This window comes from Actinoplanes campanulatus, assembly GCF_014647795.1.
Lineage (GTDB): Bacteria > Actinomycetota > Actinomycetes > Mycobacteriales > Micromonosporaceae > Actinoplanes > Actinoplanes campanulatus.
Map to the genome: position 1 here is coordinate 1 of NZ_BMPW01000023.1, position 24920 is coordinate 24920.

21 protein-coding genes and 1 pseudogene are annotated in these 24920 nt (G+C 71.2%); 12 read left to right on the forward strand and 10 right to left on the reverse strand.

Annotated elements, in window-relative coordinates:
- Nucleotides 1–201: pseudogene (locus IEZ13_RS35985) on the reverse strand (RNA polymerase sigma factor SigF); the annotation flags it as partial.
- 246 nt (nt 202–447) lie between these two features.
- Between IEZ13_RS35985 and ppgK the strand changes: the two are divergent.
- A complete protein-coding gene (gene ppgK, locus IEZ13_RS35990; protein WP_183225670.1) occupies nt 448–1242 on the forward strand; it encodes a polyphosphate--glucose phosphotransferase in 795 nt (264 codons plus the stop codon).
- A 20-nt stretch (nt 1243–1262) separates the two neighbouring features.
- Nucleotides 1263–1724, forward strand: a complete 462-nt coding sequence (locus IEZ13_RS35995; RefSeq protein WP_183225668.1) for a PPOX class F420-dependent oxidoreductase — start codon at nt 1263–1265, stop codon at nt 1722–1724.
- Nucleotides 1725–1953: 229 nt separating this feature from the next.
- On the opposite strand, the gene IEZ13_RS36000 is transcribed toward IEZ13_RS35995, so the two are convergent.
- Complete coding sequence (locus IEZ13_RS36000; RefSeq protein ID WP_183225666.1) at nt 1954–2550, reverse strand: hypothetical protein; 597 nt, start codon at nt 2548–2550, stop codon at nt 1954–1956.
- 434 nt (nt 2551–2984) lie between these two features.
- Between IEZ13_RS36000 and IEZ13_RS36005 the strand changes: the two genes are divergently transcribed.
- The 4 genes from IEZ13_RS36005 to glgB all read left to right on the forward strand — a co-directional run bounded on the left by IEZ13_RS36005 (nt 2985) and on the right by glgB (nt 10191).
- Nucleotides 2985–4949 carry an alpha-1,4-glucan--maltose-1-phosphate maltosyltransferase gene (locus IEZ13_RS36005; protein ID WP_183225664.1) on the forward strand — a complete coding sequence of 655 codons (1965 nt, stop codon included), beginning with the start codon at nt 2985–2987 and terminating at the stop codon, nt 4947–4949.
- Nucleotides 4950–4961: 12 nt separating this feature from the next.
- Nucleotides 4962–6719, forward strand: coding sequence for a maltose alpha-D-glucosyltransferase (treS, locus tag IEZ13_RS36010; RefSeq protein WP_183225662.1), 1758 nt, complete (start codon nt 4962–4964; stop codon nt 6717–6719).
- Nucleotides 6716–8017 (forward strand): maltokinase N-terminal cap-like domain-containing protein, encoded by a 1302-nt coding sequence (locus tag IEZ13_RS36015; protein ID WP_183225660.1) that lies wholly within the window; start codon nt 6716–6718, stop codon nt 8015–8017. The genes treS and IEZ13_RS36015 overlap by 4 nt, the downstream gene beginning before the upstream one ends.
- Before the next feature lie 68 nt (nt 8018–8085).
- On the forward strand, nt 8086–10191 hold the full coding sequence (gene glgB, locus IEZ13_RS36020) for a 1,4-alpha-glucan branching protein GlgB (protein ID WP_183225688.1): 2106 nt from the start codon (nt 8086–8088) through the stop codon (nt 10189–10191).
- Between the two features lie 3 nt (nt 10192–10194).
- Here glgB and IEZ13_RS36025 read toward each other — a convergent pair whose 3' ends face one another.
- Complete coding sequence (locus IEZ13_RS36025; protein WP_183225689.1) at nt 10195–10734, reverse strand: GNAT family N-acetyltransferase; 540 nt, start codon at nt 10732–10734, stop codon at nt 10195–10197.
- A gap of 47 nt (nt 10735–10781) precedes the next feature.
- Between IEZ13_RS36025 and IEZ13_RS36030 the strand changes: the two genes are divergently transcribed.
- The gene (locus IEZ13_RS36030) at nt 10782–11144 is read left to right on the forward strand and encodes an MmcQ/YjbR family DNA-binding protein (RefSeq protein ID WP_183225658.1); all 363 of its coding nucleotides are present in this window, start codon (nt 10782–10784) and stop codon (nt 11142–11144) included.
- On the opposite strand, the gene IEZ13_RS36035 is transcribed toward IEZ13_RS36030, so the two are convergent.
- Nucleotides 11141–11860 carry a PP2C family protein-serine/threonine phosphatase gene (locus tag IEZ13_RS36035; RefSeq protein WP_183225656.1) on the reverse strand — a complete coding sequence of 240 codons (720 nt, stop codon included), beginning with the start codon at nt 11858–11860 and terminating at the stop codon, nt 11141–11143. The two genes, IEZ13_RS36030 and IEZ13_RS36035, sit on opposite strands and share 4 nt — an antisense overlap.
- Nucleotides 11861–12258: 398 nt before the next feature.
- Here IEZ13_RS36035 and IEZ13_RS36040 point away from each other — a divergent pair, with 398 nt between their 5' ends.
- Nucleotides 12259–14643, forward strand: a complete 2385-nt coding sequence (locus tag IEZ13_RS36040) for a Tex family protein (RefSeq protein WP_183225654.1) — start codon at nt 12259–12261, stop codon at nt 14641–14643.
- Nucleotides 14644–14691: 48 nt separating this feature from the next.
- Here the strand turns inward: IEZ13_RS36040 and IEZ13_RS36045 are convergent, their stop codons facing one another.
- Nucleotides 14692–16476: a serine/threonine protein kinase gene (locus IEZ13_RS36045; protein WP_183225652.1), complete on the reverse strand. Its 1785-nt coding sequence runs from the start codon at nt 16474–16476 to the stop codon at nt 14692–14694.
- A 187-nt stretch (nt 16477–16663) separates the two neighbouring features.
- Between IEZ13_RS36045 and IEZ13_RS36050 the strand changes: the two genes are divergently transcribed.
- Entirely contained in the window at nt 16664–16906 is a 243-nt protein-coding gene (locus IEZ13_RS36050; RefSeq protein WP_183225650.1) for a PspC domain-containing protein, read from the forward strand.
- Nucleotides 16907–16960: 54 nt separating this feature from the next.
- The gene (locus IEZ13_RS36055; protein WP_183225649.1) at nt 16961–17524 is read left to right on the forward strand and encodes a DJ-1/PfpI family protein; all 564 of its coding nucleotides are present in this window, start codon (nt 16961–16963) and stop codon (nt 17522–17524) included.
- Between the two features lie 3 nt (nt 17525–17527).
- Here IEZ13_RS36055 and IEZ13_RS36060 read toward each other — a convergent pair whose 3' ends face one another.
- From IEZ13_RS36060 to IEZ13_RS36070, 3 genes are read right to left on the reverse strand one after another with little or no spacing between them, the layout of a single operon-like run.
- Complete coding sequence (locus IEZ13_RS36060) at nt 17528–18112, reverse strand: TlpA family protein disulfide reductase (RefSeq protein ID WP_229795474.1); 585 nt, start codon at nt 18110–18112, stop codon at nt 17528–17530.
- Nucleotides 18109–19584 (reverse strand): NADH-quinone oxidoreductase subunit NuoF family protein, encoded by a 1476-nt coding sequence (locus IEZ13_RS36065; RefSeq protein ID WP_183225647.1) that lies wholly within the window; start codon nt 19582–19584, stop codon nt 18109–18111. The genes IEZ13_RS36060 and IEZ13_RS36065 overlap by 4 nt, the downstream gene beginning before the upstream one ends.
- On the reverse strand, nt 19581–21308 hold the full coding sequence (locus IEZ13_RS36070; protein WP_183225645.1) for a translation initiation factor III: 1728 nt from the start codon (nt 21306–21308) through the stop codon (nt 19581–19583). The genes IEZ13_RS36065 and IEZ13_RS36070 overlap by 4 nt, the downstream gene beginning before the upstream one ends.
- Before the next feature lie 380 nt (nt 21309–21688).
- On the opposite strand from IEZ13_RS36070, the gene IEZ13_RS36075 reads away from it, so the two are divergent.
- The gene (locus IEZ13_RS36075; protein ID WP_183225644.1) at nt 21689–22474 is read left to right on the forward strand and encodes a hypothetical protein; all 786 of its coding nucleotides are present in this window, start codon (nt 21689–21691) and stop codon (nt 22472–22474) included.
- An 85-nt stretch (nt 22475–22559) separates the two neighbouring features.
- On the opposite strand, the gene IEZ13_RS36080 is transcribed toward IEZ13_RS36075, so the two are convergent.
- The gene (locus IEZ13_RS36080; RefSeq protein WP_183225642.1) at nt 22560–22919 is read right to left on the reverse strand and encodes a hypothetical protein; all 360 of its coding nucleotides are present in this window, start codon (nt 22917–22919) and stop codon (nt 22560–22562) included.
- On the opposite strand from IEZ13_RS36080, the gene IEZ13_RS36085 reads away from it, so the two are divergent.
- Nucleotides 22908–23723: a DUF3455 domain-containing protein gene (locus tag IEZ13_RS36085; protein WP_183225640.1), complete on the forward strand. Its 816-nt coding sequence runs from the start codon at nt 22908–22910 to the stop codon at nt 23721–23723. The two genes, IEZ13_RS36080 and IEZ13_RS36085, sit on opposite strands and share 12 nt — an antisense overlap.
- A gap of 529 nt (nt 23724–24252) precedes the next feature.
- Here IEZ13_RS36085 and IEZ13_RS36090 read toward each other — a convergent pair.
- A complete protein-coding gene (locus IEZ13_RS36090; protein WP_183225638.1) occupies nt 24253–24888 on the reverse strand; it encodes a hypothetical protein in 636 nt (211 codons plus the stop codon).
- Nucleotides 24889–24920 lie beyond the last annotated feature (32 nt).

Below are 24920 nucleotides of genomic sequence, written 5' to 3' on the forward strand. Positions count from 1 at the left end.
GAGGTCGTCGGTGGGTTCGCCGCGGCCGGAGTAGCGGTGGGCGAGGTGCCGGGCGAGCGGCAGCCAGGCCTCGATCGCCTGGGCGCGGAGCCGATCGCGGTGCCGGCCCGGTGAGGCGGTGGCCATCGCGGCCAACAGATCTGACGCACTGTTACCGGCCACGCTGTGCACGGGCTGGTGCGGCGCTTCGGTCACGGTCATGTCTGGTCCTCCATCAGACGGGCAGAGAGCCGTGCCCGCACGCGGCGACCGTTCTGAAATGCAACGCTAACCGAGAAGCCTACGCCTGAATAGCCGAAAGTATGAGTGACGTTGCGTAAACGCGGGGAACACGGCGCGGATTCACCCGGCGGTGGCAGGCATGCCGGTCCCGGGACGGGGGGATTCAGTGTCGGTCGCGCGTGGTAGACACCCACCAGAAGTGGCATCCGGAAGAACGGAAGACGCATGACCATCCTCGGTATCGACATCGGCGGGTCCGGCGTGAAGGGCGCACCGGTCGACCCGGCCACCGGCGAGTTGCTCGCCGAGCGATTCCGCGTGCCCACGCCGCAGCCCGCGGACGTGGACAGCGTCGCCGCGGCGGTGGCCGAGGTGGCCGCGAGGTTCGGCGGCTTCGACCGGGTCGGTGTGACGTTCCCCGGCGTGGTGGTCGACGGTGTGACCCGCAGCGCCGCCAACGTCGACAAGTCCTGGCTCGACGCGCCGGCCGCCCAGATCTTCGCCCAGCGGCTCGGCCTGCCGGTGACGGTGCTCAACGACGCCGACGCGGCCGGGGTGGCCGAGGTGGCGTTCGGGGCGGGCCGCGACCAGTCCGGCCTGGTCATGATGCTGACCTTCGGCACCGGCATCGGCAGCGCCCTGTTCTCGGACGGGATCCTGATCCCCAACACCGAGTTCGGCCACGTCGAGATCGACGGCGCCGACGCCGAACTGCTCGCCTCCGACCGGATCCGCGAGGCCGAGGGCCTGAGCTGGGAGCAGTGGGCGGCCCGGGTCGAGCGCTACCTGCACCACGTCGAGATGCTGCTCTCCCCCCGCCTGATCATCGTCGGCGGCGGCGTGAGCAAGAAGTCGGAGAAGTTCCTTCCGCTGATCGACATCAAGACACCGATCGTCCCGGCCACCCTGCTCAACAACGCCGGCCTCATCGGCGCGGCCATGGCCGCGCATCAGGCCGCGGCCGGTCCGGGTGGCCAGCATCCGGGGGCGATCCCGGTCAACGCGGCCGCGGCCTTCTGACAGACACGAGGGGTACGGGCATGGCGCGCTCGATCGCGACGAACAACCGGGTCGACCGGGCCGGGCTGCTGGAGTTCCTGCGGCCCCGGCACCGGGCGATCCTGATGACCACCCGTAAGGACGGCCGCCCGCAGTCGTCGCCGAACGCGTGCGGTGTCGACGCCGAGGGCCGGATCGTCATCTCCAGCTATCCGGAACGCGCGAAGACGGCGAACGCCCGCCGCGATCCACGGGTCTCCGTCTGCGTCCTGTCGGACGAGTGGAACGGCCCGTGGGTGCAGGTGGACGGCGTCGCCGAGGTGCTCGACCTGCCGGAGGCGCTGGAGCCGCTGGTGGAGTATTTCCGCGGCATCTCCGGCGAGCACCCGAACTGGGAGGAGTACCGCCAGGCCATGCGGGACCAGGGCAAGTGCCTGATCCGGGTGACGATCGAGTCCTGGGGCCCGATCGCCACCGGCGGTTTCCCGGCCCGCCTGGCCTGACCCGAACAGAAACGAAGGAGGCCGCAAGGCCGGCACCCAGGAGGACAGATCCGGTGCCGGCCTTGCGGCCTTCGAGCCCCTCCCGTTCCGGCGGACCACAACCATGGCCCTCGGGAGGGGAAAGCAAAGAGGTTCGAGGCGCAACCCGAGTCGGATCGCGCCCGTCGGTGTCGAGGGCTCCGAAATCGGCTAGCGAAGCGTGGTCGATTTCGGCGCCCTCGACACCGACTTAAGGGGCGTGATCCACGCCGAGCGGAGCGAGGCCATTCAACTCAGCACCGAGCAGGTAGAGCAGGGTGTCGCGGTGCAGGGCGGCGATCGGCTCGAGGAGGTCCGGGTGGCGCAGCAGGGCGGCGGCCTCCCGGTCACGGTTGTCCGGCTGGAGCAGGCGGCGGAACTCGGTGGGCATCCCGCCGGCCCGCCGGCCGGCCGGCCGGGGCCGTTGGTCGGGCATCGGCAGGGCGGCGATCACCGAGTCCACGCCGCGCCGGGCCAGCAGCGGGTCGGCCAGCAGGCAGGCGGCCCAGCTGACGACGACCTCGTCGACCCAGGTGCGCCAGCCCTCGCCCTCGGCGAACTCGTCGTCCGGCTCGCTGCCGGCCTTCCAGTCGAGGATCGCGGAGCCGCCGGGGCCGGCGATCGCCACCAGCGCGGCGTCGATCTCGGTCGGGTAGCGCAGCCAGGCGGCGACCGTCACGGCCTGCCGGGCCTGCAACTCGGCGAGGGTGTGCGACACGGTGTTGGACTCGCCCCCGGGGTAGGCGCGGGCCAGCCAGTGGGTGCTGGCGGCGATCACCGGGGACAATGCGGTGGACGGTCCAGCCACGTCGCTCTCCTCCATCAGGCGCTCGCCGGGGCCGGCTCGCGTTCAGGAGTACAACTCGGAGCCGACGAGCCCTCCTTGAGCCGGGTTCCTCGATGGCAACGCACGGCAACCGACACGCTCCCGGGACCACGCCGGCCGGCGGCCCGTCCGCAGCGTCGGGCGGCGTACCGCCGAACCTGATCCGGCTCGCCGGGGCCGTTTCACGGATTCCGCCCGGGAAAGATGAACGCCTGTTGCAAGCAGGTGAAATTGTCGTGTTTTCCGGCGGCGCGCGGCCGCGTCTGGATGCGCCGTGGGCACCCCCCTCCGGTAGGTTGGGACGCATCGGCGATCGGCCGTTTCAAAGCCTCCACTGCGGAGAAGTCACAGAGACGCCGGCGGTGGTTTTCCCGGTCGCCGAGTCCTCCCGCGCCCCTCTGACTACGGTGGAGATCATGACCGGTCGCTTCCCCATCGAAGACGTGACGCCGGCGGTCGCCGGTGGCCGCTATCCCGCGAAAGCGGTGGTCGGCGAACTGGTCCCGGTGTCGGCGGTGTCCTATCGCGAAGGACACCACGCGCTCGGGGTGAACGTGGTATGGCGCGGCCCCGACGGCGAGACCAGGCCGTTCACCCGGATGACCCCGGGCGAGCCGGGCCTCGACCAGTGGCACGCCGCGATCCGGCCGGACCAGGTCGGCCGGTGGACGTTCACGGTGGAGGCGTTCGACGACCCGTACCGGACGTGGCGCGACGCCGTGGTGAAGAAGATCGGCGCCGGTCAGGACGTCGACGACCTGGCGAACGACCTGGCCGAGGGCGCCGACGTGCTGGACCTGGCCACCAAGATCGTGCCGGCCGAGCAGGAGGACCTGGTCCGCGACGCGGCGGCCGCGCTGCGCGACGAGCAGAAGTCGCTGTTCTCCCGGGTCACGCCGGCGCTGGACCTGGAGGAGCTGCTCTGGCACAACCCGGTGCGGCACCTGGTCACCGCGACCCGCTCGTTCGCCATCTGGGTGGACCGCACCCGGGCCCTCTACTCGGCGTGGTACGAGTTCTTCCCCCGGTCCGAGGGCGCCGAGATCGGCCCCGACGCGACCCCGGTGGTCCACGGCACGTTCCGCACCGCCGCGCGACGGCTGCCGGCCATCGCGGCGATGGGCTTCAACGTGGTCTATCTGCCGCCGATCCACCCGATCGGCAGGGTCAACCGCAAGGGGCGCAACAACACGCTGGTGGCCCGGCCGGAGGACGTCGGCTCGCCGTGGGCGATCGGGTCGGCCGAGGGCGGCCACGACGCGATCCACCCCCAGCTCGGCACCCTGGAGGATTTCGTCTATTTCCGGGAGAAGGCGGAAGAGCTCGGCATGGAGGTGGCGCTGGACCTGGCGCTCCAGGCCGCGCCGGACCACCCGTGGGTCAAGCGGTTCCCGCAGTTCTTCACCACGAAGGCGGACGGCACCATCGCGTACGCCGAGAACCCGCCCAAGAAGTACCAGGACATCTACCCGATCAACTGGGACAACGACTACCGCACGCTGCGTGACGAGGTCTACCGCGTGGTGATGCACTGGGTGAACAACGGGGTCAAGATCTTCCGGGTCGACAACCCGCACACCAAGGCCGTCAACTTCTGGCAGTGGCTGATCCCGAAGGTCAAGGAGACCGACCCGGACGTGCTGTTCCTGGCCGAGGCGTTCACCCGCCCGGCGATGATGAACGGGCTCGGCAAGATCGGCTTCACCCAGTCGTACACCTATTTCACCTGGCGGACCACCGCGCAGGAGATGCGGGAGTACATGGGCCAGCTGCTCGCCTCGGCGGACTGGATGCGGCCCAACTTCTGGCCGAACACGCCGGACATCCTGCACGAGACGCTCCAGCACGGCGGGCCGCCGATGTTCAAGATCCGCGCGGTGCTGGCCTCGATGCTCACCCCGTCCTGGGGCATGTACTCGGGGTACGAACTGTTCGAGCACGTGCCCCGGCCGGGGGCCGAGGAGTACATCGACAACGAGAAGTTCGAGCTGAAGCCACGTGACTGGGCGGCGGCGGAGCGGTCCGGGCGGTCGCTGGCGCCGTACCTGACGAAGCTGAACCGGATCCGGGACGAGAACCCGGCCCTGCAGTGGCTGCGGAACCTCCGCTTCCACGAGGTCGACAACGGCGCGCTGCTCTGCTTCTCCAAGCGGGATCCCGCCACCGGCAACACCGTCCTGGTCATCTGCTCGTTCGACTCCGGCAACGTGCAGTGGGGCAACACCACGCTGGACATGCCCGCGCTGGGCCTGGACTGGCACGAACGATTCACGGTGGTCGACCAGATCACCGGCGCGACGTACGAGTGGGGTCAGTACAACGCGGTCCGGATCGACCCCTTCGTCGAGCCGGCGCACATCTTCGTCGTCAGGACGGGGTAGGGGGAGAACTCGATGGAGCTGACGAGCGAGCACGATCCGGCCGAGGGCAGCCACACCGAGGGCGGGGTGGTCGAGCACCCGACCGCCGACGACTTCGGTCATGCCCGCGCGCTTCCGGCGGACCGCACCTGGTTTCAGCGGGCGGTCTTCTACGAGGTGCTGTGCCGGGCGTTCTACGACTCGGGGACCGACGGCTCCGGCGATCTGCGCGGCCTCATCGAACGGCTCGACTATCTGCAATGGCTCGGGGTGGACTGCCTCTGGCTGCCACCGTTCTACGACTCGCCGCTGCGTGACGGTGGCTACGACATCCGCGACTTCTACAAGGTGCTGCCCGAGTTCGGCACGGTCGAGGACTTCGTGGCCCTGCTGGACGCGGCGCACAAGCGCGGCATCCGGGTGATCACCGACCTGGTCATGAACCACACGTCCGACTCGCACCCGTGGTTCCAGGCGTCCCGGCACGAACCGGACGGGCCGTACGGCGACTTCTACGTGTGGAACGACACCAGCGAGAAGTACAAGGACGCGCGGATCATCTTCGTCGACACCGAGGAGTCGAACTGGACGTTCGACCCGGTGCGCCGGCAGTTCTACTGGCACCGGTTCTTCTCGCACCAGCCGGACCTGAACTACGAGAACCCGGCCGTGCAGGAGGCCATGCTGGACGTCCTGCGGTTCTGGCTGGACCTCGGCATCGACGGGTTCCGGCTGGACGCGGTGCCGTACCTGTTCGAGCAGGAGGGCACCAACTGCGAGAACCTGCCGGCCACCCACGCGTTCCTGAAGCACTGCCGCAAGGTGATCGACGACGAGTTCCCGGGCCGGGTGCTGCTGGCCGAGGCGAACCAGTGGCCGGCCGACGTGGTGGAGTACTTCGGCGACACCAGGTCCGGTGGCGACGAGTGCCACATGGCGTTCCACTTCCCGCTCATGCCACGGATATTCATGGCCGTCCGCCGGGAGTCGCGCTTTCCGATCTCGGAGATCCTGGCGCAGACACCGTCCATCCCGGACAACTGCCAGTGGGGCATCTTCCTGCGCAACCACGACGAGCTGACGCTCGAGATGGTCACCGACGAAGAGCGCGACTACATGTACTCGGAGTACGCCAAGGACCCACGGATGAAGGCGAACGTCGGCATCCGGCGCCGCCTGGCCCCGCTGCTGGAGAACGACCGCAACCAGATCGAGCTGTTCACCGCCCTGCTGCTGTCGCTGCCCGGCTCGCCGGTGCTCTACTACGGCGACGAGATAGGGATGGGCGACAACATCTGGCTCGGCGACCGGGACGGCGTCCGGACCCCGATGCAGTGGACGCCGGACCGCAACGCCGGCTTCTCCACCGCCACGCCGGGCCGCCTCTACCTGCCGGTCAACCAGGACCCGGTCTACGGCTACCAGGCGGTCAACGTGGAGGCCCAGCGGGACAGCGCGACGTCCCTGCTGAACTGGACGCGGACCATGCTGGCGGTCCGCCGGCGGCACGAGGCGTTCGCCGTCGGCACGTTCCGCGAGCTGGGCGGCTCCAACCCGTCGGTTCTCGCCTATCTGCGCGAACACGGCGACGATGTGGTGCTCTGCGTCAACAACCTGTCACGCTTCCCGCAACCGATCGAGCTGAATCTGCAGCACTGGAACGGATACACCCCGGTGGAGTTGACCGGGCACGTCAACTTCCCCCGGGTCGGGCAGTTGCCGTACCTCTTGACCCTTCCGGGCCACGGCTTCTACTGGTTCCAGTTGTGCGGGTCGGAGGAGAAGCAATGACGCTGCCGTTCGCCGAGTGGTTACCGAAACAGCGCTGGTACGCCGGCCGCAGCCGGGTTCTCGCCTCGGTCGAACAGGCGGCCGCCACGCCGCTGGGCGGGGAACTGGAGCTGGTCCTCCTCGACGTGGCGTACACCGACGGCAGTTCCGAGCGCTACCAGGTCCTGGTCGGCTGGGGCGCCGGCCCGATACCGGAGTACAGCGCGATCGCCACCATCGGCACCACCGACGACGGCCGGACCGGCTACGACGCCCTCTACGATCCGGCGGCGGCCCGGCATCTCCTGGGGCTGATCGACCGGTCCGAGCCGGTCGGCGACATCACCTTCGACCGGGAGCCCGGCATCACGCTGCCGCTGGAGGCCTGGCCACGGGTGTTCGACGCGGAGCAGAGCAACACCAGCGTCATCTTCGAGCAGGACGCGATCCTCAAGCTGTTCCGCCGGGTCACCGGCGGCGTCAACCCGGACATCGAGCTGAACCGGGTGCTCGGCCGGGCCGGGAACGCGCACGTGGCCCGCCTTCTCGGCTCCTTCCAGGCCGACGACTGCTCGCTCGGCATGCTCACCCAGTACGCGGACAACTCGGCCGAGGGCTGGGCCATGGCGACCGCGTCGGCGCGGGACCTGTTCGCCGACGCGGCGTACGCGGCCGACGAGGTGGGCGGCGACTTCCAGGGCGAGTCGTTCCGGCTCGGTGAGGCGGTCGCCTCGGTACACCTGACGCTCGCCGCGGAGCTGGGCAGCGGCCCGTCGCCGTTCCCGCTCGACGCCGTGCTGGCCCGGCTGCGCACCGCCGCCACCGCGGTGCCCGAGGTGCAGCGGTACGTTCCGGCGATCACCGACCGGTTCACCGCGCTGACCGGCGAGCAGGTCGAGATCCAGCGCATCCACGGCGATCTGCATCTCGGGCAGGTGCTGCGCACCCCGGAGGCGTGGCTGCTGATCGACTTCGAGGGCGAGCCGGGCCAGCCACTGGACGAGCGCCGGCTGCCCGACTCGCCGCTGCGTGACGTGGCCGGGGTGCTGCGCTCCTACGAGTACGCGGCCTATCAGCTGCTGGTCGACCAGGACGAGGACGAGCATCTCGCGGCGCGCGCCCGGGAGTGGGTGGACCGCAACCGGACCGCGTTCTGCGACGGATACACGCACGTGGCGGGCACCGACCCGCGCGTGCACGGTGCGCTGCTGGCGGCGTACGAGCTGGACAAGGCGGTCTACGAGGCCGCCTACGAAGCCCGGCACCGGCCCGGCTGGCTGCGGATCCCCCTGCGGTCGATCGCCAGGCTCGTCGGATGAACCCCGGAGGGCAACCCGAGATCATGATAGGCCAGTCCACCTCTCCCCTCGCCGCCGACCAGCGGGCCATGAACAGCGTGATCGCCGGGGACACCCACGATCCGCACGCCGTCCTGGGCGCGCATCCGCACGGCGGGCGCACCGTCATCCGTACCCTGCGCAAGGGCGCCGAGAGGGTGGCCGTCCTGCACGACGGGGAGCGCCACGAGACGACGAAGGTGCACGAGGACGGGATCTTCGCGGCCGAGCTGCCCGGCACCGTGCTGGACTACCGGCTCGACGTGGACGGGGTGGAGTGCGACGACCCGTACCGGCATCCGCCCACCCTCGGCGAGCTGGACCTGCACCTGATCGGTGAGGGCCGGCACGAGAAGCTGTGGCAGGTGCTGGGCGCGCGGCCGCACGGCACCGGGGTCGCCTTCGCGGTGTGGGCGCCGAGTGCCCGGGGCGTGCAGGTGATCGGCGACTTCGCGGGCTGGGGGCCGTACGACGGGTGGCCGATGCGGTCGCTCGGCTCCAGCGGCGTCTGGGAGATCTACGTCCCGACGGCGCATCTCGGCACCAAGTACAAGTTCAAGATCCTCGGCCGGGACGGGGTCTGGCGCGAGCACGCCGACCCGCTGGCCCAGCACACCGAGGTGCCACCGGCCACCGCGTCGGTGGTGTTCCAGTCGTCCTACCGGTGGCACGACGAGCAGTGGATGCGGGAGCGGTCCCGTCGGTCGTGGCACCAGGAGCCGATCAGCGTCTACGAGGTGCACCTGGGCTCGTGGCGGCCCGGTCTCACCTACGTCGAGCTGGCCGAGCAGCTGGTCGACTACGTGGTGGAGACCGGGTTCACCCACGTCGAGCTGATGCCGGTGATGGAGCACCCGTTCGGCGGCTCGTGGGGTTACCAGGTCACCGGCTACTACGCGCCGACCTCCCGGTTCGGCACGCCCGACGAGTTCCGGCACCTGGTCGACAAGCTGCACCAGGCCGGCATCGGCGTGATCCTGGACTGGGTGCCGGCCCACTTCCCGAAGGACGAGTGGGCGCTGGCCCGGTTCGACGGGACCCCGCTCTACGAGCACGGCGACTGGCGGCGCGGCGAGCACCCGGACTGGGGCACGTACGTCTTCGACTTCGGCCGCAAGGAGGTCCGCAACTTCCTGGTGGCCAACGCCCTCTACTGGTGCGAGGAGTTCCACGCCGACGGGCTGCGGGTCGACGCGGTGGCCTCGATGCTCTACCTGGACTACTCGCGCAAGGACGGCGAGTGGACCCCGAACCAGTACGGCGGCCGGGAGAACCTGGACGCGATCAGCTTCCTCCAGGAGATGAACGCGACCGTCTACAAGCACCACCCCGGGGTGGTCACCATCGCCGAGGAGTCGACCGCGTGGCCGGGCGTCACCCGCCCCACCCACCTGGGCGGTCTCGGGTTCGGCTTCAAATGGAACATGGGCTGGATGAACGACACCCTCTCCTACATGGAGAAGGAGCCGATCTACCGGCAGTGGCACCACCACCAGATGACCTTCGCCACCGTCTACGCCTGGAGCGAGAACTACGTCTTGCCGATCAGCCACGACGAGGTGGTGCACGGCAAGGGCTCACTGACCGGCAAGATGCCCGGCGACCTGTGGCAGAAGCTGGCCAACACCCGCGCGCTGCTCGGCTTCATGTGGGCCTTCACCGGCAAGCAGCTGCTCTTCATGGGCTCCGAGATGGGCGACGAGTTCGAGTGGAACGAGGGCGGCGGCCTGCACTGGCACCTGCTCGGCGACGAGCAGCACGCCGGCGTGAAGCGGCTGGTCACCGACCTGAACCGGGTCTACCGGGAAACCCCGGCCATCTGGACGCAGGACACCGGCCCGTCCGGCTTCCGGTGGATCACGAGTGAGGACTCGCACCACAACACGTTCTCGTTCATCCGGTTCGCCCCGAACGGCGACACCCTGGCGTGCATCGTCAACTTCGCCGCCGTCCCGCACGAGGACTACCGCATCGGCCTTCCGCGGGCCGGCCGCTGGACCGAGGTGATCAACACCGACAGCGAGCTCTACGGCGGCTCCGGCGTCGGCAACATGGGCGCGGTCGAGGCCGAGCACCTCGCCTGGCACGGTTTCGACGCCTCGGTCTCGCTGCGGGTGCCCCCGCTCGGCGCCGTCTGGCTCAAGCACGAGGGCTGACCGCTACCGTGCCGGCTCGCCGCTCCACTCGGTGGCGAGCAGGCCGTAGAGGAGGTCGTCGGTCCACTCGCCCTTGATGAGGGTCTGCTGCCGCAGCAGGCCCTCACGGCGGAAACCGAGCCGTTCCAGCAGGGCCGCCGACCGGGTGTTCCGCAGGTCGCACTCCCCCGTGACCTTGTGGAAACCGTCCCTGCGGAACAGGCGGTTCAGCACGGCGCTCACGGCCTCGGTCGCGAAACCCCGTTTCTGGTACGCCGTGGCGAAGCTGAACCCGATCTCCGCCTGCCGGAGGTTGTCGTGCAGCCGCACGTACACGTCACCGATCAGCGCCTGTTCCGCGGCGAGCTCGACCGCGTACTGGAAGTGGCCCGGGGTGTCGGGCGACGCCTCGGCGTAGGCGCGGACCGCGGCCTCCGCCTTCTCCAGCGGGAACGGCGCGTCCCACGGCTGGTAACGCGCCACCGCGGGGTCCGACCGGTACTCCGCCAGGACCGGCGCGTCCGAGGCCCGGAATCGCCGCAGGATCAGTCGCTCGGTCGCCATCAGCACGCGCCGAGGATATGTCACACCCGTCCGGCAGACTGCGGGGCATGGACTCGACCGAGCGCGTCCGCGAGATCTGCCTCGCCCTGCCCGAGGCGACCGAGCGCCCCAGCCATGGGGCGCCCGCCTTCTTCGTCCGCGACAGGCCGCAGTTCGTGATGCTGTGGCCCGGCGGGCACCACGACCACGACTTCCCGCACCTGTGGTGCGCCGCTCCGCCCGGCGCGCAGCAGGAGCTGATCGCCGCCGACCCACGGCGGTTCTTCCGGCCACCCTACGTGGGCCACCGCGGCTGGCTCGGCGTCCGCCTGGACCGGGATCCGGACTGGTCCGAGATCGCCGAGCTCTGCGAGGACGCCTTCCGCACGGTGGCCCCGAAAACCCTCATCACCCGCCTCGACGAGGCCTAGATGTCGATGACGTCGGCGACGATGACGGTCACGTTGTCGGGTGCGCCGTTCTCCAGGGTGCGGTTGACCAGCTCGGCGGCGCAGCTCTTGCGGTCGGCGACCTCGCGCAGCGTCTGGGCGATGACCGCGTCCTCGACGTAGTCGGAGAGGCCGTCGCTGCACAGCAGGTAACGGTCACCGGCGCGGGCGGCGATCATCCGGCCGGCCGGGCGGAAGGGCCCGCCCTGCACGGCCTGGGTGACCAGGGCGCGCTGCGGGTGACGGCGGGCGTCGTCGGGGGTGAGCACGCCCTGGTCGACGAGCGCCTGCACGTAGGTGTCGTCCCGGGTGAGCTGGGTGAACTCGCCGTCGCGGAGCAGGTAGCAGCGGGAGTCGCCGACGTTGAGGGCGGCCAGCCGGTCGCCGGAGAGCAGCAGCGCGGTGACCGTGGTGCCCATGCCGTCGCGGGCGTCGTCGTCGGCCACGGCGGCCTCGATCCGCTCGTTGGCGGTCTGGAGGGCGCTGATCAGATCCTGCAGGGGCTCGCCGGTGTCCGGCGTCGAGTCGACGGCGCTGAGCGTCTGCACGAGGATGTCGCTCGCCAGCTCTCCGGCGGGCAGCCCGCCCATGCCGTCCGCCACCACGAAGAGTCGATTACCGACGAAGACGGCGTCTTCGTTGTTGGACCGGATCAGGCCCTGATCAGTGGCGGCGACCGCCCGGACAGCAAGCGTCATGTGACAAGAGTGCCAAAGGCCAATTCGGTTGTCTCTAGTACCTCCTACCAAGTGTCATCGAGTACCGCCCGGGACGCTCCGGGCGGCCCCGGCCGAAACCCCCTCCGAAAGCGGTGATGCCGCAGGTCATGGCCCCTTTTCGGGGCCGGGCGGCGGCCGGCGGGCCGGGTTCGGCCGGTCGCGGCCTCCGGCGGCCGCCGCGGCGGGCCCTCGTGACATTCGCGACATCGGGGTACGCACGGCGAGACAGCGGGGCGGAATCGGACATCGCCGGGCGTACCACATCGTGCTCGTCACGTCCGTGGAATCGGCCCGCGGCGTCCGCCGGGGGTCGACCGGGCGAGCGACCCTGCGGGGCGGCGCGACAACCCGCGGCGGCCTCGGTAACAATCGTCGGCGTGACGACAGCTATCCATCAGCGCATCGCCTCGGAGCTCGGGGTACGGGAAGGTCAGGTCACCGCCGCGGTCGAGCTGCTCGACGGCGGGGCCACGGTGCCGTTCATCGCCCGCTACCGCAAGGAGGTGACCGGCACGCTCGACGACGCCCAGCTGCGCACGCTCGAGGAGCGCCTGGGCTACCTGCGGGAGCTGGAGGACCGGCGGGCCGCGGTGCTGGAGTCGATCCGCGCCCAGGGCAAGCTCGACGACGCCCTGGAGCGGCAGATCCTCGAGGCCGACACGAAGGCCCGGCTGGAGGACATCTATCTGCCGTTCAAGCCGAAGCGGCGCACCAAGGCGATGATCGCCCGTGAGGCCGGCCTGGAGCCGCTCGCCGAGGGACTGCTGGGCGACCCCTCGGTCGACCCGAAAGCGGCCGCAGCGGCGTTCGTGGACGCCGAGAAGGGTGTGGCCGACGCGCAGGCCGCCCTGGACGGGGCGCGGGCCATCCTGATCGAGCGGTTCGCCGAGGACGCCGACCTGATCGGTGACCTGCGTGAGCAGATGTGGACACGGGGCCGGCTGGTCGCCAAGGTTCGCGACGGCAAGCAGACCGACGGGGCGAAGTTCTCCGACTACTTCGACTTCGCCGAGCCGTACTCCAAGCTCCCCTCGCACCGGATCCTGGCGATGCTGCGCGGCGAGAAGGAGGACGTCCTCGACCTCACCATGGAGCCGCACCCGGAGGAGGACGAGGGCTACTTCGAGGGCCGCATCGCCGGCCGCAACGGGATCAGCGACCAGGGCCGGCCCGGCGACCGGTGGCTGGTCGACACGGTCCGCTGGGCCTGGCGCACCCGGATCCTCATCCACCTCGGCGCCGACCTGCGGGTCCGGCTGCGGGAGGCGGCCGAGGACGAGGCGGTGCGCGTCTTCGCGGCGAACCTGCGTGACCTGCTGCTGGCCGCGCCGGCCGGCACCCGCGCCACGATGGGGCTGGACCCGGGCTTCCGTACCGGGGTGAAGGTCGCGGTCGTGGACGCCACCGGCAAGGTGGTGGCGACCGACACGATCTACCCGCACGTGCCGCAGAACAAGTGGGACGAGTCGATCCACCGGCTGGCCGCGCTGGCGTCGAAGCACGACGTCGAGCTGATCGCGATCGGCAACGGCACCGCCTCCCGGGAGACCGACAGGCTGGCCACCGAGCTGATCAAACGGCACCCGGACGCCAAGCTGACGAAGGTGGTCGTCTCCGAGGCGGGCGCGTCGGTCTACTCCGCGTCGGCGTACGCCTCGCAGGAGCTGCCCGGCCTGGACGTGTCGCTGCGCGGCGCGGTCTCCATCGCCCGCCGCCTCCAGGACCCGCTCGCCGAGCTTGTGAAGATCGACCCGAAGTCCATCGGTGTCGGCCAGTACCAGCACGACATCTCCGAGGTGAAGCTGGCCCGGTCGCTGGACGCGGTGGTCGAGGACTGTGTGAACGGCGTCGGCGTCGACATCAACACCGCCTCCGCGCCACTGCTCACCCGGGTCTCCGGCATCACCGCGGGCCTGGCCGAGAACATCGTGCTGCACCGCGACTCCAACGGCCCGTTCAAGAGCCGCCAGGAGATCAAGAAGGTGGCCCGGCTCGGCCCGAAGGCGTTCGAGCAGTGCGCCGGCTTCCTGCGGATCCGTGACGGCGCGGACCCGCTCGACTTCTCCAGCGTGCACCCGGAGTCGTACCCGCTGGTCCGCACGATCGCGGCCGACGCCGGCTCGGACGTGAAGACGATGATCGGCAACAGCCCGCTGCTCAAGGCGATCCGGCCGGACCGGTTCGTGACCGACACGGTCGGCCTGCCGACCATCACGGACATCCTCAAGGAGCTGGAGAAGCCGGGCCGCGACCCGCGTCCGGCGTTCACCACGGCCACCTTCGCCGAGGGCGTCGAGAAGATCGCCGACCTGAAGCCGGGCATGATCCTGGAGGGTCAGGTCACCAACGTGGCCGCGTTCGGCGCGTTCGTCGACATCGGCGTGCACCAGGACGGTCTCGTGCACGTGTCGGCGCTGTCCGACAAGTTCGTCCAGGACCCGCGCGAGGTGGTCAAGTCCGGTGACGTGGTGAAGGTCCGCGTCCTGGAGGTGGACCCGGTCCGCAAGCGGATCTCGCTGTCCATGCGCCTCACCGACGAGCCGCGGCAGGGCGGCGGCCGCAACCGCGACGACCGCGGCCAGAGTGGACCGGGCGGCCAGGGCGGTCAGGGCCGCGGTCAGGGCGGCCAGGGCCGGCAGGGTGGCGGACAGCGCCAGCCACGGCAGGGCGGCGGCCAGCGGGGCGGTCAGGGCGGCGGCAACAGCATCGGCAACAGCGCCATGGCCGACGCGCTGCGCCGGGCCGGCCTCACCAAGGACTGAGCGGCCGAACGGATCACGGGCCCGGGCGTCTCGCCCGGGCCCGTGCCGTCACAGCTTCCAGATCCTGAGGTCGGTGAAGGCCACCTCGTACCGGCCCTCGTCCGGCGCGTCCCGCTCGTTGTAGATGCCGAGCAGCACCCGGCCGATCCCGAAGCCCTTCTCCAGCGGAGCATCGCCGACCCGTACGCCGTCGCGCGACACCTGCACCGTGTCACCCTCGACGGCCAGGGTGATCAGGGTGGGTTCGGCGTTCAGCGCGACCGGCGCGCCCAGCGGCATGGTCTTGACCACCGACACCTTGCCGTCGTTGCTGTGCACGCCGAGGTAGATGTTGTTCTCACAGACGCGGACCTGGTAGCCGTCCTGTTTCACGTTGCGGAACCAGATCGCCGCGCAGCTGTCCGGAGTGAGCAGCCGCACGCCGGTCTCGATCCGCAGGTCCGGCGGCAGTTCGTCCTCCGGGCCCTTGCACTTGTAGGTGCCCACGCTGTCGCGGTGCACCACCAGGCCGCCGTCGAAGTGGCAGTTGCCCTCGCCGGCCTGGTCGCTGGGCCGCCAGTAGGACTGCTGCCGCAGCGTGTCCTCCATCCACGGGCGGTCGGCGGGCACGGCCGTGTCGTCGCTGGGCGTGGTCGTGGGATCGGCCGCCGTGTCCCGGCCGGAGTCCGGGCGCATCGCGAGGGCCAGCATGACCGCTCCGGCGACCACCGCGAGGATCAGGAAGGCCACCGCGACCGGCAGCGCCCAGCGGCGGCCCGGCTCGGACGGCGGCGGGCCGGTGAGCCGGGTGTGCCCCGGGGGCGCCGAGATCGGCACGGTGATGATCGAGTTCTCGTCGTAGCCGACCATGCCGGGCGGGATGTCCAGGGTCGGCACGCTCCCGCCGGCCGTCTCCGGCACCGCCGCGAACCCGGTCACGGCCTGTGCCTCGACCGCCGCCGCGCGCAGGGCGGGCTGGTCCGCGAGGGCGGCCGCGGAGGCCGCCGGGCGCTCCCCGGAGATCAGCAGGTCGAGCAGCTCACGGGCGCTGGGCCGGTTGGCGGGGTCCTTCTCCAGGGCGTGGGCCACCAGGTCGCGCAGCGGGCCGCTGAGCCCGTCCAGGCGGGGCGGCTGGGTGAGGATGCGGGCCGCGGTGGCCGGCGGCGAGTCGGCCCGGAACGGGGTGTGGCCGGTGCCCGCGTACGCCACCACGCTGCCCCAGGCGAACACGTCGGCGGCCGGCGTGACCGGGGTGCCCGGGTCGGAGCTGAACCGCTCGGGCGCCATGTACGCCACGGTGCCCACCATCTGGTCGGTCCGCGTGTTGGCGCTGGTCGCCTCCATGGCCCGGGCGATCCCGAAGTCGATCACCTTGGGGCTGCCCGGCGCCAGCAGCACGTTGCGCGGCTTGAGGTCGCGGTGGATCACCCCGGCGCCGTGGATGGCGGTCAGCGCGGTGGCCACCCCGATCGCCACACCGTGCAGGTTGGCGCTGGTCAACGGGCCGCGCTGCTCGACCACGTCGGCCAGGGTGGGCCCGTCCACGTACTCGACCACCAGGTACGGGTGTTCGTGGTCGGGGTCGGCGTCGATCACCTCGGCGGTGCAGAACGGCGGCACCTGCCGGGCCCGGTTCACCTCGCTGCGGAACCGGCGCCGGAACTCGTCGTCGTAGGCCAGGTCGGCGCGGACCATCTTGACCGCGACCAGCACTCCCCCACCGGTTCTCGCCAGGTAGACGGTGCCCATGCCACCCTCGCCGAGGCGGCCGACGAGCTCGTAGTCGCCCAGGTTACGCGGGTCGCGCGGCCGTAGCGGTTGTGTCCGCTCGCCCGGCAGTGCGGCATCGACCATCCTCGTCCCCCCGACAGCTCCTCCTTCGTGCCGATCGCACTGTATAGGGCCGTGTCCCGGCCGGAAATATCGGCGGCCTCATGGAGATCCCCGATACAGGAATCGGGGCACCACCCGATGCCGGAGACCCCCGCACCGGCACACCATGGAGTCACGGTTTCACCACCAGTGACAGTAGGAGTCCACAATGAACGCCGTGCACGACACGCTCGCCCGCCAGGGTCTCGTCCGCCCGCTGAACGGCCGGATGCTCGCCGGCGTGTGCGCGGGCCTCTCCCGCCGCTTCGGCCTCGACCCGTGGATCGGCCGGCTGCTGTTCGTGCTGATCCTCTTCGTCATCCCGGGCAGCCAGATCCTGGTCTACCCGCTGCTGTGGATCCTGATGCCGGCCGAGAAGCCCGCCTTCTCGCCCACCCCGACCACCTTCTGACGAACCCGCCGCCACCCGGTTGACCCACCGTGACGACATGGACACGATGGGGCCATGGCAAAGATTCTGATCCTGACCGGTGACGCGGCGGAGGATCTGGAGGTGATGTACCCGTACCAGCGCCTCCTGGAGGAGGGGTACGAGGTGCACATCGCCGCCCCGTCGGCCAAGAAACTCCAGTTCGTGGTGCACGACTTCGTGGACGGTTTCGACACCTACACCGAGAAGCCGGGCCACGGCTGGCCGGCCGACCTGGCCTTCGCCGACGTGGACCCGGCCGGTTACGCGGCGCTGGTGCTGCCCGGCGGCCGGGCGCCGGAGTACATCCGCAACGACGAGGACTGCCTGCGGATCGTGCGGCACTTCGCCGCGGCCGACAAGCCGATCGCGGCCCTCTGCCACGGTCCGCTGGTGCTGGCCGCGGCGGGTGTGCTGAGCGGGCGGACGGTCAGCGCCTACCCGGCCTGCGCGCCGGACGTGCGCGCGGCCGGGGCCACCTTCGCCGACAGAGCGGCACAGATCGACGGCGTTCTGGTCACCGGGCGGGCGTGGCCGGACCACCCGGCGTGGATGCGCGAGTTCCTCACCGTCCTGCGGGGCAAGGCGCCGATCGCCTGACCCTCACGCGGTGAGCTCGCGGACCTTTCCGGTGAGCTGGAGGTCGTCGAGGTAACCCCGGTGGACGATCTTCCCGGTCCGGTCCACCATCACGTACCAGCTCTGCTGCGCGATGCCGAACCGCTTCCACAGCTTGCCGCCGGGATCGTTCAGGTGCGTGATCGACTCCAGTTCGAAGTCGGCGACGAACTCCTTCATCTCCGCGGTGCCGCCCATCCCGGCGATGCCCAGGATCGCGAGCTCGTCGCCGTACTCGGAATGGATGTCACCCAGGGATTGCGCCTCGCTCGCGCACGTGGCGCACCAGGGCGCCCAGAACCAGAGGATGGCCGGCTTGCCGGCCAGACTCGCCGCGTCGAACTTCTCGCCGGCGAGGGTGGTGCCGGTGAAGGAGAGCGACTTCGGCACGGCCACCGCTTCCGCTTTCGCGGTCGCGGTGGCCGCCGGCACGGAGCTCGTGACGGGCCCGGAACTCGTGGCGGGCGCGGGAGACGCGTCCGGTGTGGTGCCGCAGCCGGTTGCCGCGATGGCGGCCGCCAGCATGATCGAAACCAGCCGGGGTACGCGTGACGCGCGCCGCCTCGTCATTTGGCCGTGGTGGGCTCGGTCAGCCGCAGCGCGAGCGCCGGGCAGACGTTGACCGCCTTGCGGGCGCCGTCCTCCAGCCACGGCGGCAGCGGCGTCTGGGGGAACGCCGGGAACCCGTTGTGGTCCAGCCGGATGATCTCCGGGGCCACCGCCGAGCAGAGCCCGTGGCCGTCGCACCGCGACCAGTCCAGGGCCAGCTTGCGCGCCCCCTTCTCGGCCGTGTACGGCAGCGGCAGGATGCCGCGCACCGGTTTGCCGCAGCCCTCGCCGTTGGAGTGCGCCTGCACGTCGGCGCGGAAGACCTCCAGCGCGGACAGCGCGAACCGCGAGCTGCCGTCCGGGTGGCTGCACGCGCCCCGGCCCTTGACCAGGCCGGCCGCCTGCCGCACCTGCTCCACCGCGTTGCCGCCGAGCGACACCAGGGTCACCGCGCGGGCCAGGTCGGGCAGACCGATCCGGCACGGGCCGCACTGACCGGCCGACTCACCGGCCAGGTACTGCACGACCTGGGCGACCTCGCCGAGCGGGCAGGTCTTGGAGCCGATCGGGATCAGCATGCCGGCGCCCAGGGTGCCGCCGACCTTCGCGAACCCCTTGCGGGAGATCTGGATGGTCTTCGCCTGCTCGGCGCTCACCCACTTGCCGTGGTAACCGCCGACCAGCAGGCCCGGGCCGATGTCGGCGCCGCACATCTCCAGCACCTCCATGAGCGAGGTGCCGGTGGGCGCCTCGACCACGGCGGGGGCCGACGCGGAGCCGCCGACCGTGAGCATCACGGTGCCCGGCTCCTCCGGGATGCCGACCGCGTTGTACTCCCACGGCCCGAGCCGGGCCGCGATCGCGAGCTGCGAGTACGTCTCCGCGTTCGACAGCAGGGTGGGCAGGCCCATCACGCCGTTGTCGCTGGACCGGACCTTGCGGCCGGGCGGGATGTGCGCCTCGCCGTTGATGCCGCGGACCAGCGCGCCACCCTCACCGGAGATGAACCGGTGCGGCACCAGGACGATCCGGGTCGGGCAGGGCATCTTGCGCTCGGCCAGCGCCGCGGCGAGCGACTCCTGGCCGACACCGTCGTCGGCGACGCCGATGACGATCTCCTCGGCGTCCAGGGCGGCGGCGGCCAGCGCCGCGCCGTCCAGGATCAGGTGCGGGCCGCGGGTCAGGATCGCCTTGTCCTTCCAGGACGGCGGCTCACCCTCGGTGGCGTTCACCACGATGACCGGGGGCAGCTCCTGCCGGCGGCACGAGTCCACCACCGCGCGGACCTTACGGGCGAACGGGAAACCCGCGCCGCCGCGGCCGCGCAGCTCGATCCGGTCGGCCAGGCCGATCAGCTCGCCCGAGGAGAGCGCCGCGAAGCCGCCGTGCACCTCCTGGTGGGCCAGCAGGTCGAGGCGACCGTACTCGTCGAATCCCGCGGTGATCCGCGGCGTGCCGATCGCCGTGACCGGGGGAACCTGTGCCGTGCTCAATTCGTGTCCCTCACGTCACCACGGAGCTGGGAGAGGTAGGCGTCGTCGGCGTCGTCGCGCCCACCCCGGCGGCCGCCACCACGGCCCGGTTCGTCCCGCCGGGCCCGGCGGGAACCCGTGTCGACCAGGGTCGCCGAGTCGTCGGCCGGGTAGCCGCCACCGGAACCGTCGGCCAGGTCGACGAACTCGCTACGGCTCTGCCGGCGGGGCGGCTCGTCGTAACGGGGCTCCTGGTAGCGGGGCTCCTCGTAGCGGGGCTCCTCGTAGCGGGCCGAGCGGGACCCGCGGGGGGCCGCGTCGTAGTCGTCGTCGGCGCGGCGACGGCCACGGGAGCGGTCGTCGTACTCCGGCTCACGGCGCATCCGGGTGCCGGTCGCGTCCAGCCGGGTGCCGGTCGCCTCGACGTCGTCGCGGCGGCGGGAACGGGGCTCGTCGTACTCCGGCTCGCGGCGCATCCGGGTGCCGGTGGCCTCCGGGTCGTCGCGGCGCATCCGGGTGCCGGTCGACTCGACGTCACGGCGCGACATCCGGGTCTGGGTGTCGTAGCGCTCGTCGTCCTCGTACCGGCGGCCGCGGCCGCGCGGGCCCTCGTCGTAGACCTCCTGCGAACGGCTACCACGGGACCGGGGGGCCGGCTCCTCGTCGTACCGGTAACGCTCGTCCTCGACGTCACGGCGCGACATCCGGGTCTGGGTGTCGTAACGCTCGTCGTCCTCGGCGGGCCGGCGCTGGCGCGGCGCGGGCGGCGCCTCCAGCTCGGCCTGACGGCGGCCACGCGGCGGGTAGTCCTCCTCGACCGGGGCCGGCGCCGGAGCGGGCGCCGGGCTGACCGGGCGGGTCGGCGGCTGGTTCCACGTCTGGGTGGGCGCGCCACCGTCCGGGGCGCCGGCCGGGGCCAGCAGGTCCACCGGGGGGGCCTCGCGACGGGCCGGGCGGCGGATCGGGGCCGGGGCGGTCGGCACCAGCGTGCCGGTCTCCGACGGCTTGACCGCGCCCACACCGGCCGGCGAGGCGAAGTCCTTACGGCGGTTGAGGCTCACCGACAGGCGCACCGCGAGACCGACGATCACACCGAGCACGCAGACGATGTAGCTGACGGTGACCCAGGTGGCCGCCGGGCGGCCCGAGGAGAGGCCGTGGGTGAGGGCGATCGGCCACATCAGGTAGGAGATCGCGTGGATACCCCGCCACATCCAGGGCTTGCCACGGCCGATGAACCGGGCCCGGGCGATGCCGGACCACATCACCAGCACCATGGTCCAGCCGGCGATCGGGCCGAGGCCGATGTACCACTTGTTCAGCCCGTCGGTCAGGAACGGGACGAAGATGTCGAGCAGGCCGATGTAGTCCTTGGCGAACTTCGTCCAGACGTGCGCGACCAGGGCGCCGACCGCGATCACGCCGGTGGTGCGGTGTGCGGACTGGAGCAGCACCCGCTGGCGGACGCTCAGCACCAGCCGGTCGGTGGCGACCAGCCCCACCATGATGGTGATGGACAGCGACACCAGGCTGACGACGCCGATGTAGTAGTCGAGGTAGAAGAAGAAGTAGACGTACCCGACTTTTCCGGGAGTGGTCATCATCGAGACGGCCCAGATGGCGGCCCCGATGCTCAGTACGAGCAGGATCACCTCGAGCTTCGACGCCGATCGGGTGCCGGTGGAGCCGACTTCGACCGCGACCCGGGAGGCGGCGGTTGCCTTGTTGTTCTTCGAGCGGGCCATGGACTCCTCGTTTTCCTTGGTGCGGTCACGTCCCATGGGCAGTGGGACGCCGGCGTCCGTGGGGAACGCCCCGCGCTCAAGCTCTGCGCTGGACCCGGTCCCCGGCCTTGCTTTCCCCTGCGTGGCCCCGGTCCGTGTCCTCCCCGGATTACGTGCCGGGCCCGGGATCGGATGAACACCGGCGGAACTTTTTGCGTAGTCTGCTGACTACTTTCTGCGCAGGCCCGCTGAGCTGCGCAAACACCGAAAAGGTTGCTCTCTTAAGGAAGAAATAAGGATCGGTGGGCGGGTGACGCGGGCCACCCGCTGAACCATTTCCGGCCCGGAGGCGAACTTAGTAGTGCAGGCGAGTCGATGACAGGCAGCGAAGGGGGATCGTCATGCGTCACCGGATCACCGCGCTCACCGGCGCGGTCATCGCCGGCGCCGTAGTGAACACCGTGGTGTGGGCGGCGCCGGCCGCGGCCGACGTGGAAGGGTTCAACGTCCGGGTCACCGCGCCGGACCGGTTCACCGCCGGGCGCTCCGCCCAGGTCGTGACCGCCGTCGTCACCTCGGACAACCGGCAGTGCCGCAAGGTCCGGTGGGCCCTGCTCATGCACTCGCGGATCGACCCGGACCAGTTCCAGGTCACCCGTTTCGAGGACGACGGGCCGTTCGCGACCACCGACCGGACCGAGGGCGTCACCACGACGATCGTCGACAACGACCTCGACCCGGGCACGGCGTGCCGGGGCCGGACGGTGACCGGCCGCTGGCAGGTCGGGTTCGCCGGCCCGGAGGGCGGCGACGTGCGGTTCGAGGTGCGCGCCTTCGACGCCGAGAACACCCTGCTGACCGCCGGTGGCGCGGATGCCCGGGTGCGCGGCGAGGTGGAGGCGGAGGCGTCCCCGTCGGCCACGCCGGAGGAGTCCGCCGCACCGGAGGAGTCCGAGGAGGCGGCCCCGGAGGAGACCCGCCAACCCACCCGGGCCGTGACCGACCCGGACGAGACCGAGACCGCGCTGGTCGCCGACGACACCACCCTGCTCGGGCCGGGCCTGATCGTCGGCGGTGTCTGCGTCTTCCTGGGCGTGCTCCTGCTGGTCCGGCTGCGGGCACGGGCGCGGCAGGCCCGGCTGGACTCGCAGTCGACACCCACCGGTTTCTACAGAATGCCCCGATAATCCAGATAGGAACACTTCCTCCGGGTGATTTCCCGGCGCAACGAGCCTCCCCGGCCCCACGGCCCACTACCGTGAGGGCCCAGCGTCACCGTCCATAGGGGAGGACTCCGTGGCCCAGATCCCGCCCGCCCGTCCGCGCCCACCGGCCGACCAGCGGCCGCCCGCCACCCGGCAGGCACCCGTCGATCAGCAGCCGCTGAGCGGCCCGCGGCCACCCGCCGCCGAACAAACGCCCGCAACCCACCAGCCGTTGAGCGGTCCTCAGCCACTTGCCGCCCAACAGCAGCCCACCACCCAGCAGCCGCTGAGCGGCCTCCAGCCGCCCGTCGCCCACCCGGCGCCCGTCGCCCACCCGGCGCCCGTCGCCCACCCGGCGCCCGTCGCCCACCCGGCGCCCGTCGCCCACCCGGCGCCCGTCGCCCAGCAGCCACCCATGGGCCACCAAGCACCCACCGCCCAGCAGCCACCCATGGGCCACCAAGCACCTGCCGCCCACCTGCCGTTGAGCGATTCTCAGCCACCTGCCGGGCAGCAGCCGCGCGTCGGGCACGGTCCCGGGCCGGAGCGGTTCTCCGCGAGCGACGCACGTACGCCGGCCGGATCCGGCCGGTCGTCCGGTGAGCATCCGTCCGCGCGGGGGCGTTCCGCCGGGCGCCGGGTCAAGGTGGCCGCCGCGTTCGGGGCTCTCGCGCTCGTGGCGGTCGCCGTGCCGGCCGGTGTCTCGTTCGCCGGGACCGACCGGGCGCCGGCCGAGTCCAAGCCGCCCACCACGCAGGCCGAGAACTTCCATGGGGTCGACCCGCGAGTGCCGCCGGAACTGACCCCGCCGGCCGGGAACGTGCTGCACTCGGTGCTCAAGGCCCGGGGCGTGCAGGTCTACGAATGCCGCGGCGGCACGTGGACCCTGCTGGAGCCGGCCGCCTCACTCACCGGCGTCACCATGCACCCGGTGAAGAAGGTGTCCGCCCTGCACTTCCGCGGCCCGAGCTGGCAATCCGACCAGGACGGCTCGCTCCTGGAGGGCGACGGCCCGAACGCCGAGCGCGCCCCCTCCGAGCACCCGAACAGCATTCCGCAACTGCTGATCCCGGCGAAGCTGAACCGTGGCGACGGCGTCTTCGGCAAGGTCAGCTACGTCCAGCGGCTGGACACGGTCGGCGGTCTCGCACCGGCCGGCCCGTGCACCGGCTCCGGCACCAAGGCCGTCCCCTACCGCGCGGTCTACCGCTTCTTCGCAGCCAAGCCGTGACCTCGCCACCCGCAGCCGCTTCGGCAACGGCTCCCGGAGCCGGCAGCATGAACCCGCCCGGATCCAGGAGCTGTTCAGGAGCCCCGAGACAGCCCTGACCCGCTGGTCAATTGCCTCAGTGCCATCCGCCGCCGCGCGCTTGCGGCCCGGTGGGCGCTCACGTTGCGCCGTCCGTGTACCCGGCCTGCCGCTATGACGCGGGCGGGCGACCACGGAAGCCGTTACGTGTGCGCCGGCCGGGGCAAACGACCCGGAGGGACGGACAGAGGACCGATTGACCAGCAGGGTCAGCCCTGAGAGCCGGACCCGGGTGGCCCGTGCGGCGACAGCCACCGGTCAGGCCGACCGGACCCGGTCGACTTGTGCGGCGCCGGCCGCCCGGTCCGGCCGGCCGGAGCACCGATCTGAGCCCGGCGGGCGCGGCACAGGCGTGACCCGGCAGTGAGCTCGCGGGGAGCTCCGGGGACGGGGTGTTGCGGTTGTGGGCGGCTCACCGCGTACAAGAAACGGGTCTTGGGTTTGGGCGGCGTCAGGCCGGCTGGGTTTCGGACCGGTCGGATGGTCGGGCCGCCAGGTGGGCGCGGGCCGCCTGCACCAGGGCCTCCGGGTCGTCGGCGTGGAAGCGGACGGTGGTCGCCGGCCGGCCCTTGGCCTTGCGGACCGGGAGCACCATCGGGCCGGTCAAGCGCACGTCGATGCTGGTCTGGCTGGCCATGCCGAGGGAGAGGACGCCGTCCTCCAGCTGGGTCTGGCCGCCCGGCGGCATCGAACGGCGGCGCACCTCGATGGACTCGACATGCTCCCAGGCGATCGGGACGTCCAGGGTGATGCTGTTGCGGATGCGCAGCCCGGACGGGCCGACCAGGTGCGGATGGACCACCATGGTGGCGGCCAGGCCGATCATCCAGAACAGGCCGTAGACACCCAGGGCCAGCGCGGTCACCCGGACCGTCTCCCACGGGATCATCAGGTCCAGGATCGGGATCTCCACGGCAGAGACGGCGATGAACGCGCCCAGGATCAGCTTGACCGCGCCCACGTAACCGAATCGCTCGACCCCCGGACCGACCGGGATCGGCCGCCGGAGGATCCAGCGGAACAGCGCTGCCCACAGCCGCAGCTCGTAGACGACCACGAACCGCGCGAGCCCCCACACTTTCGTCACCGGGCCACCGTAGTTCGCGATGCACTCGTATT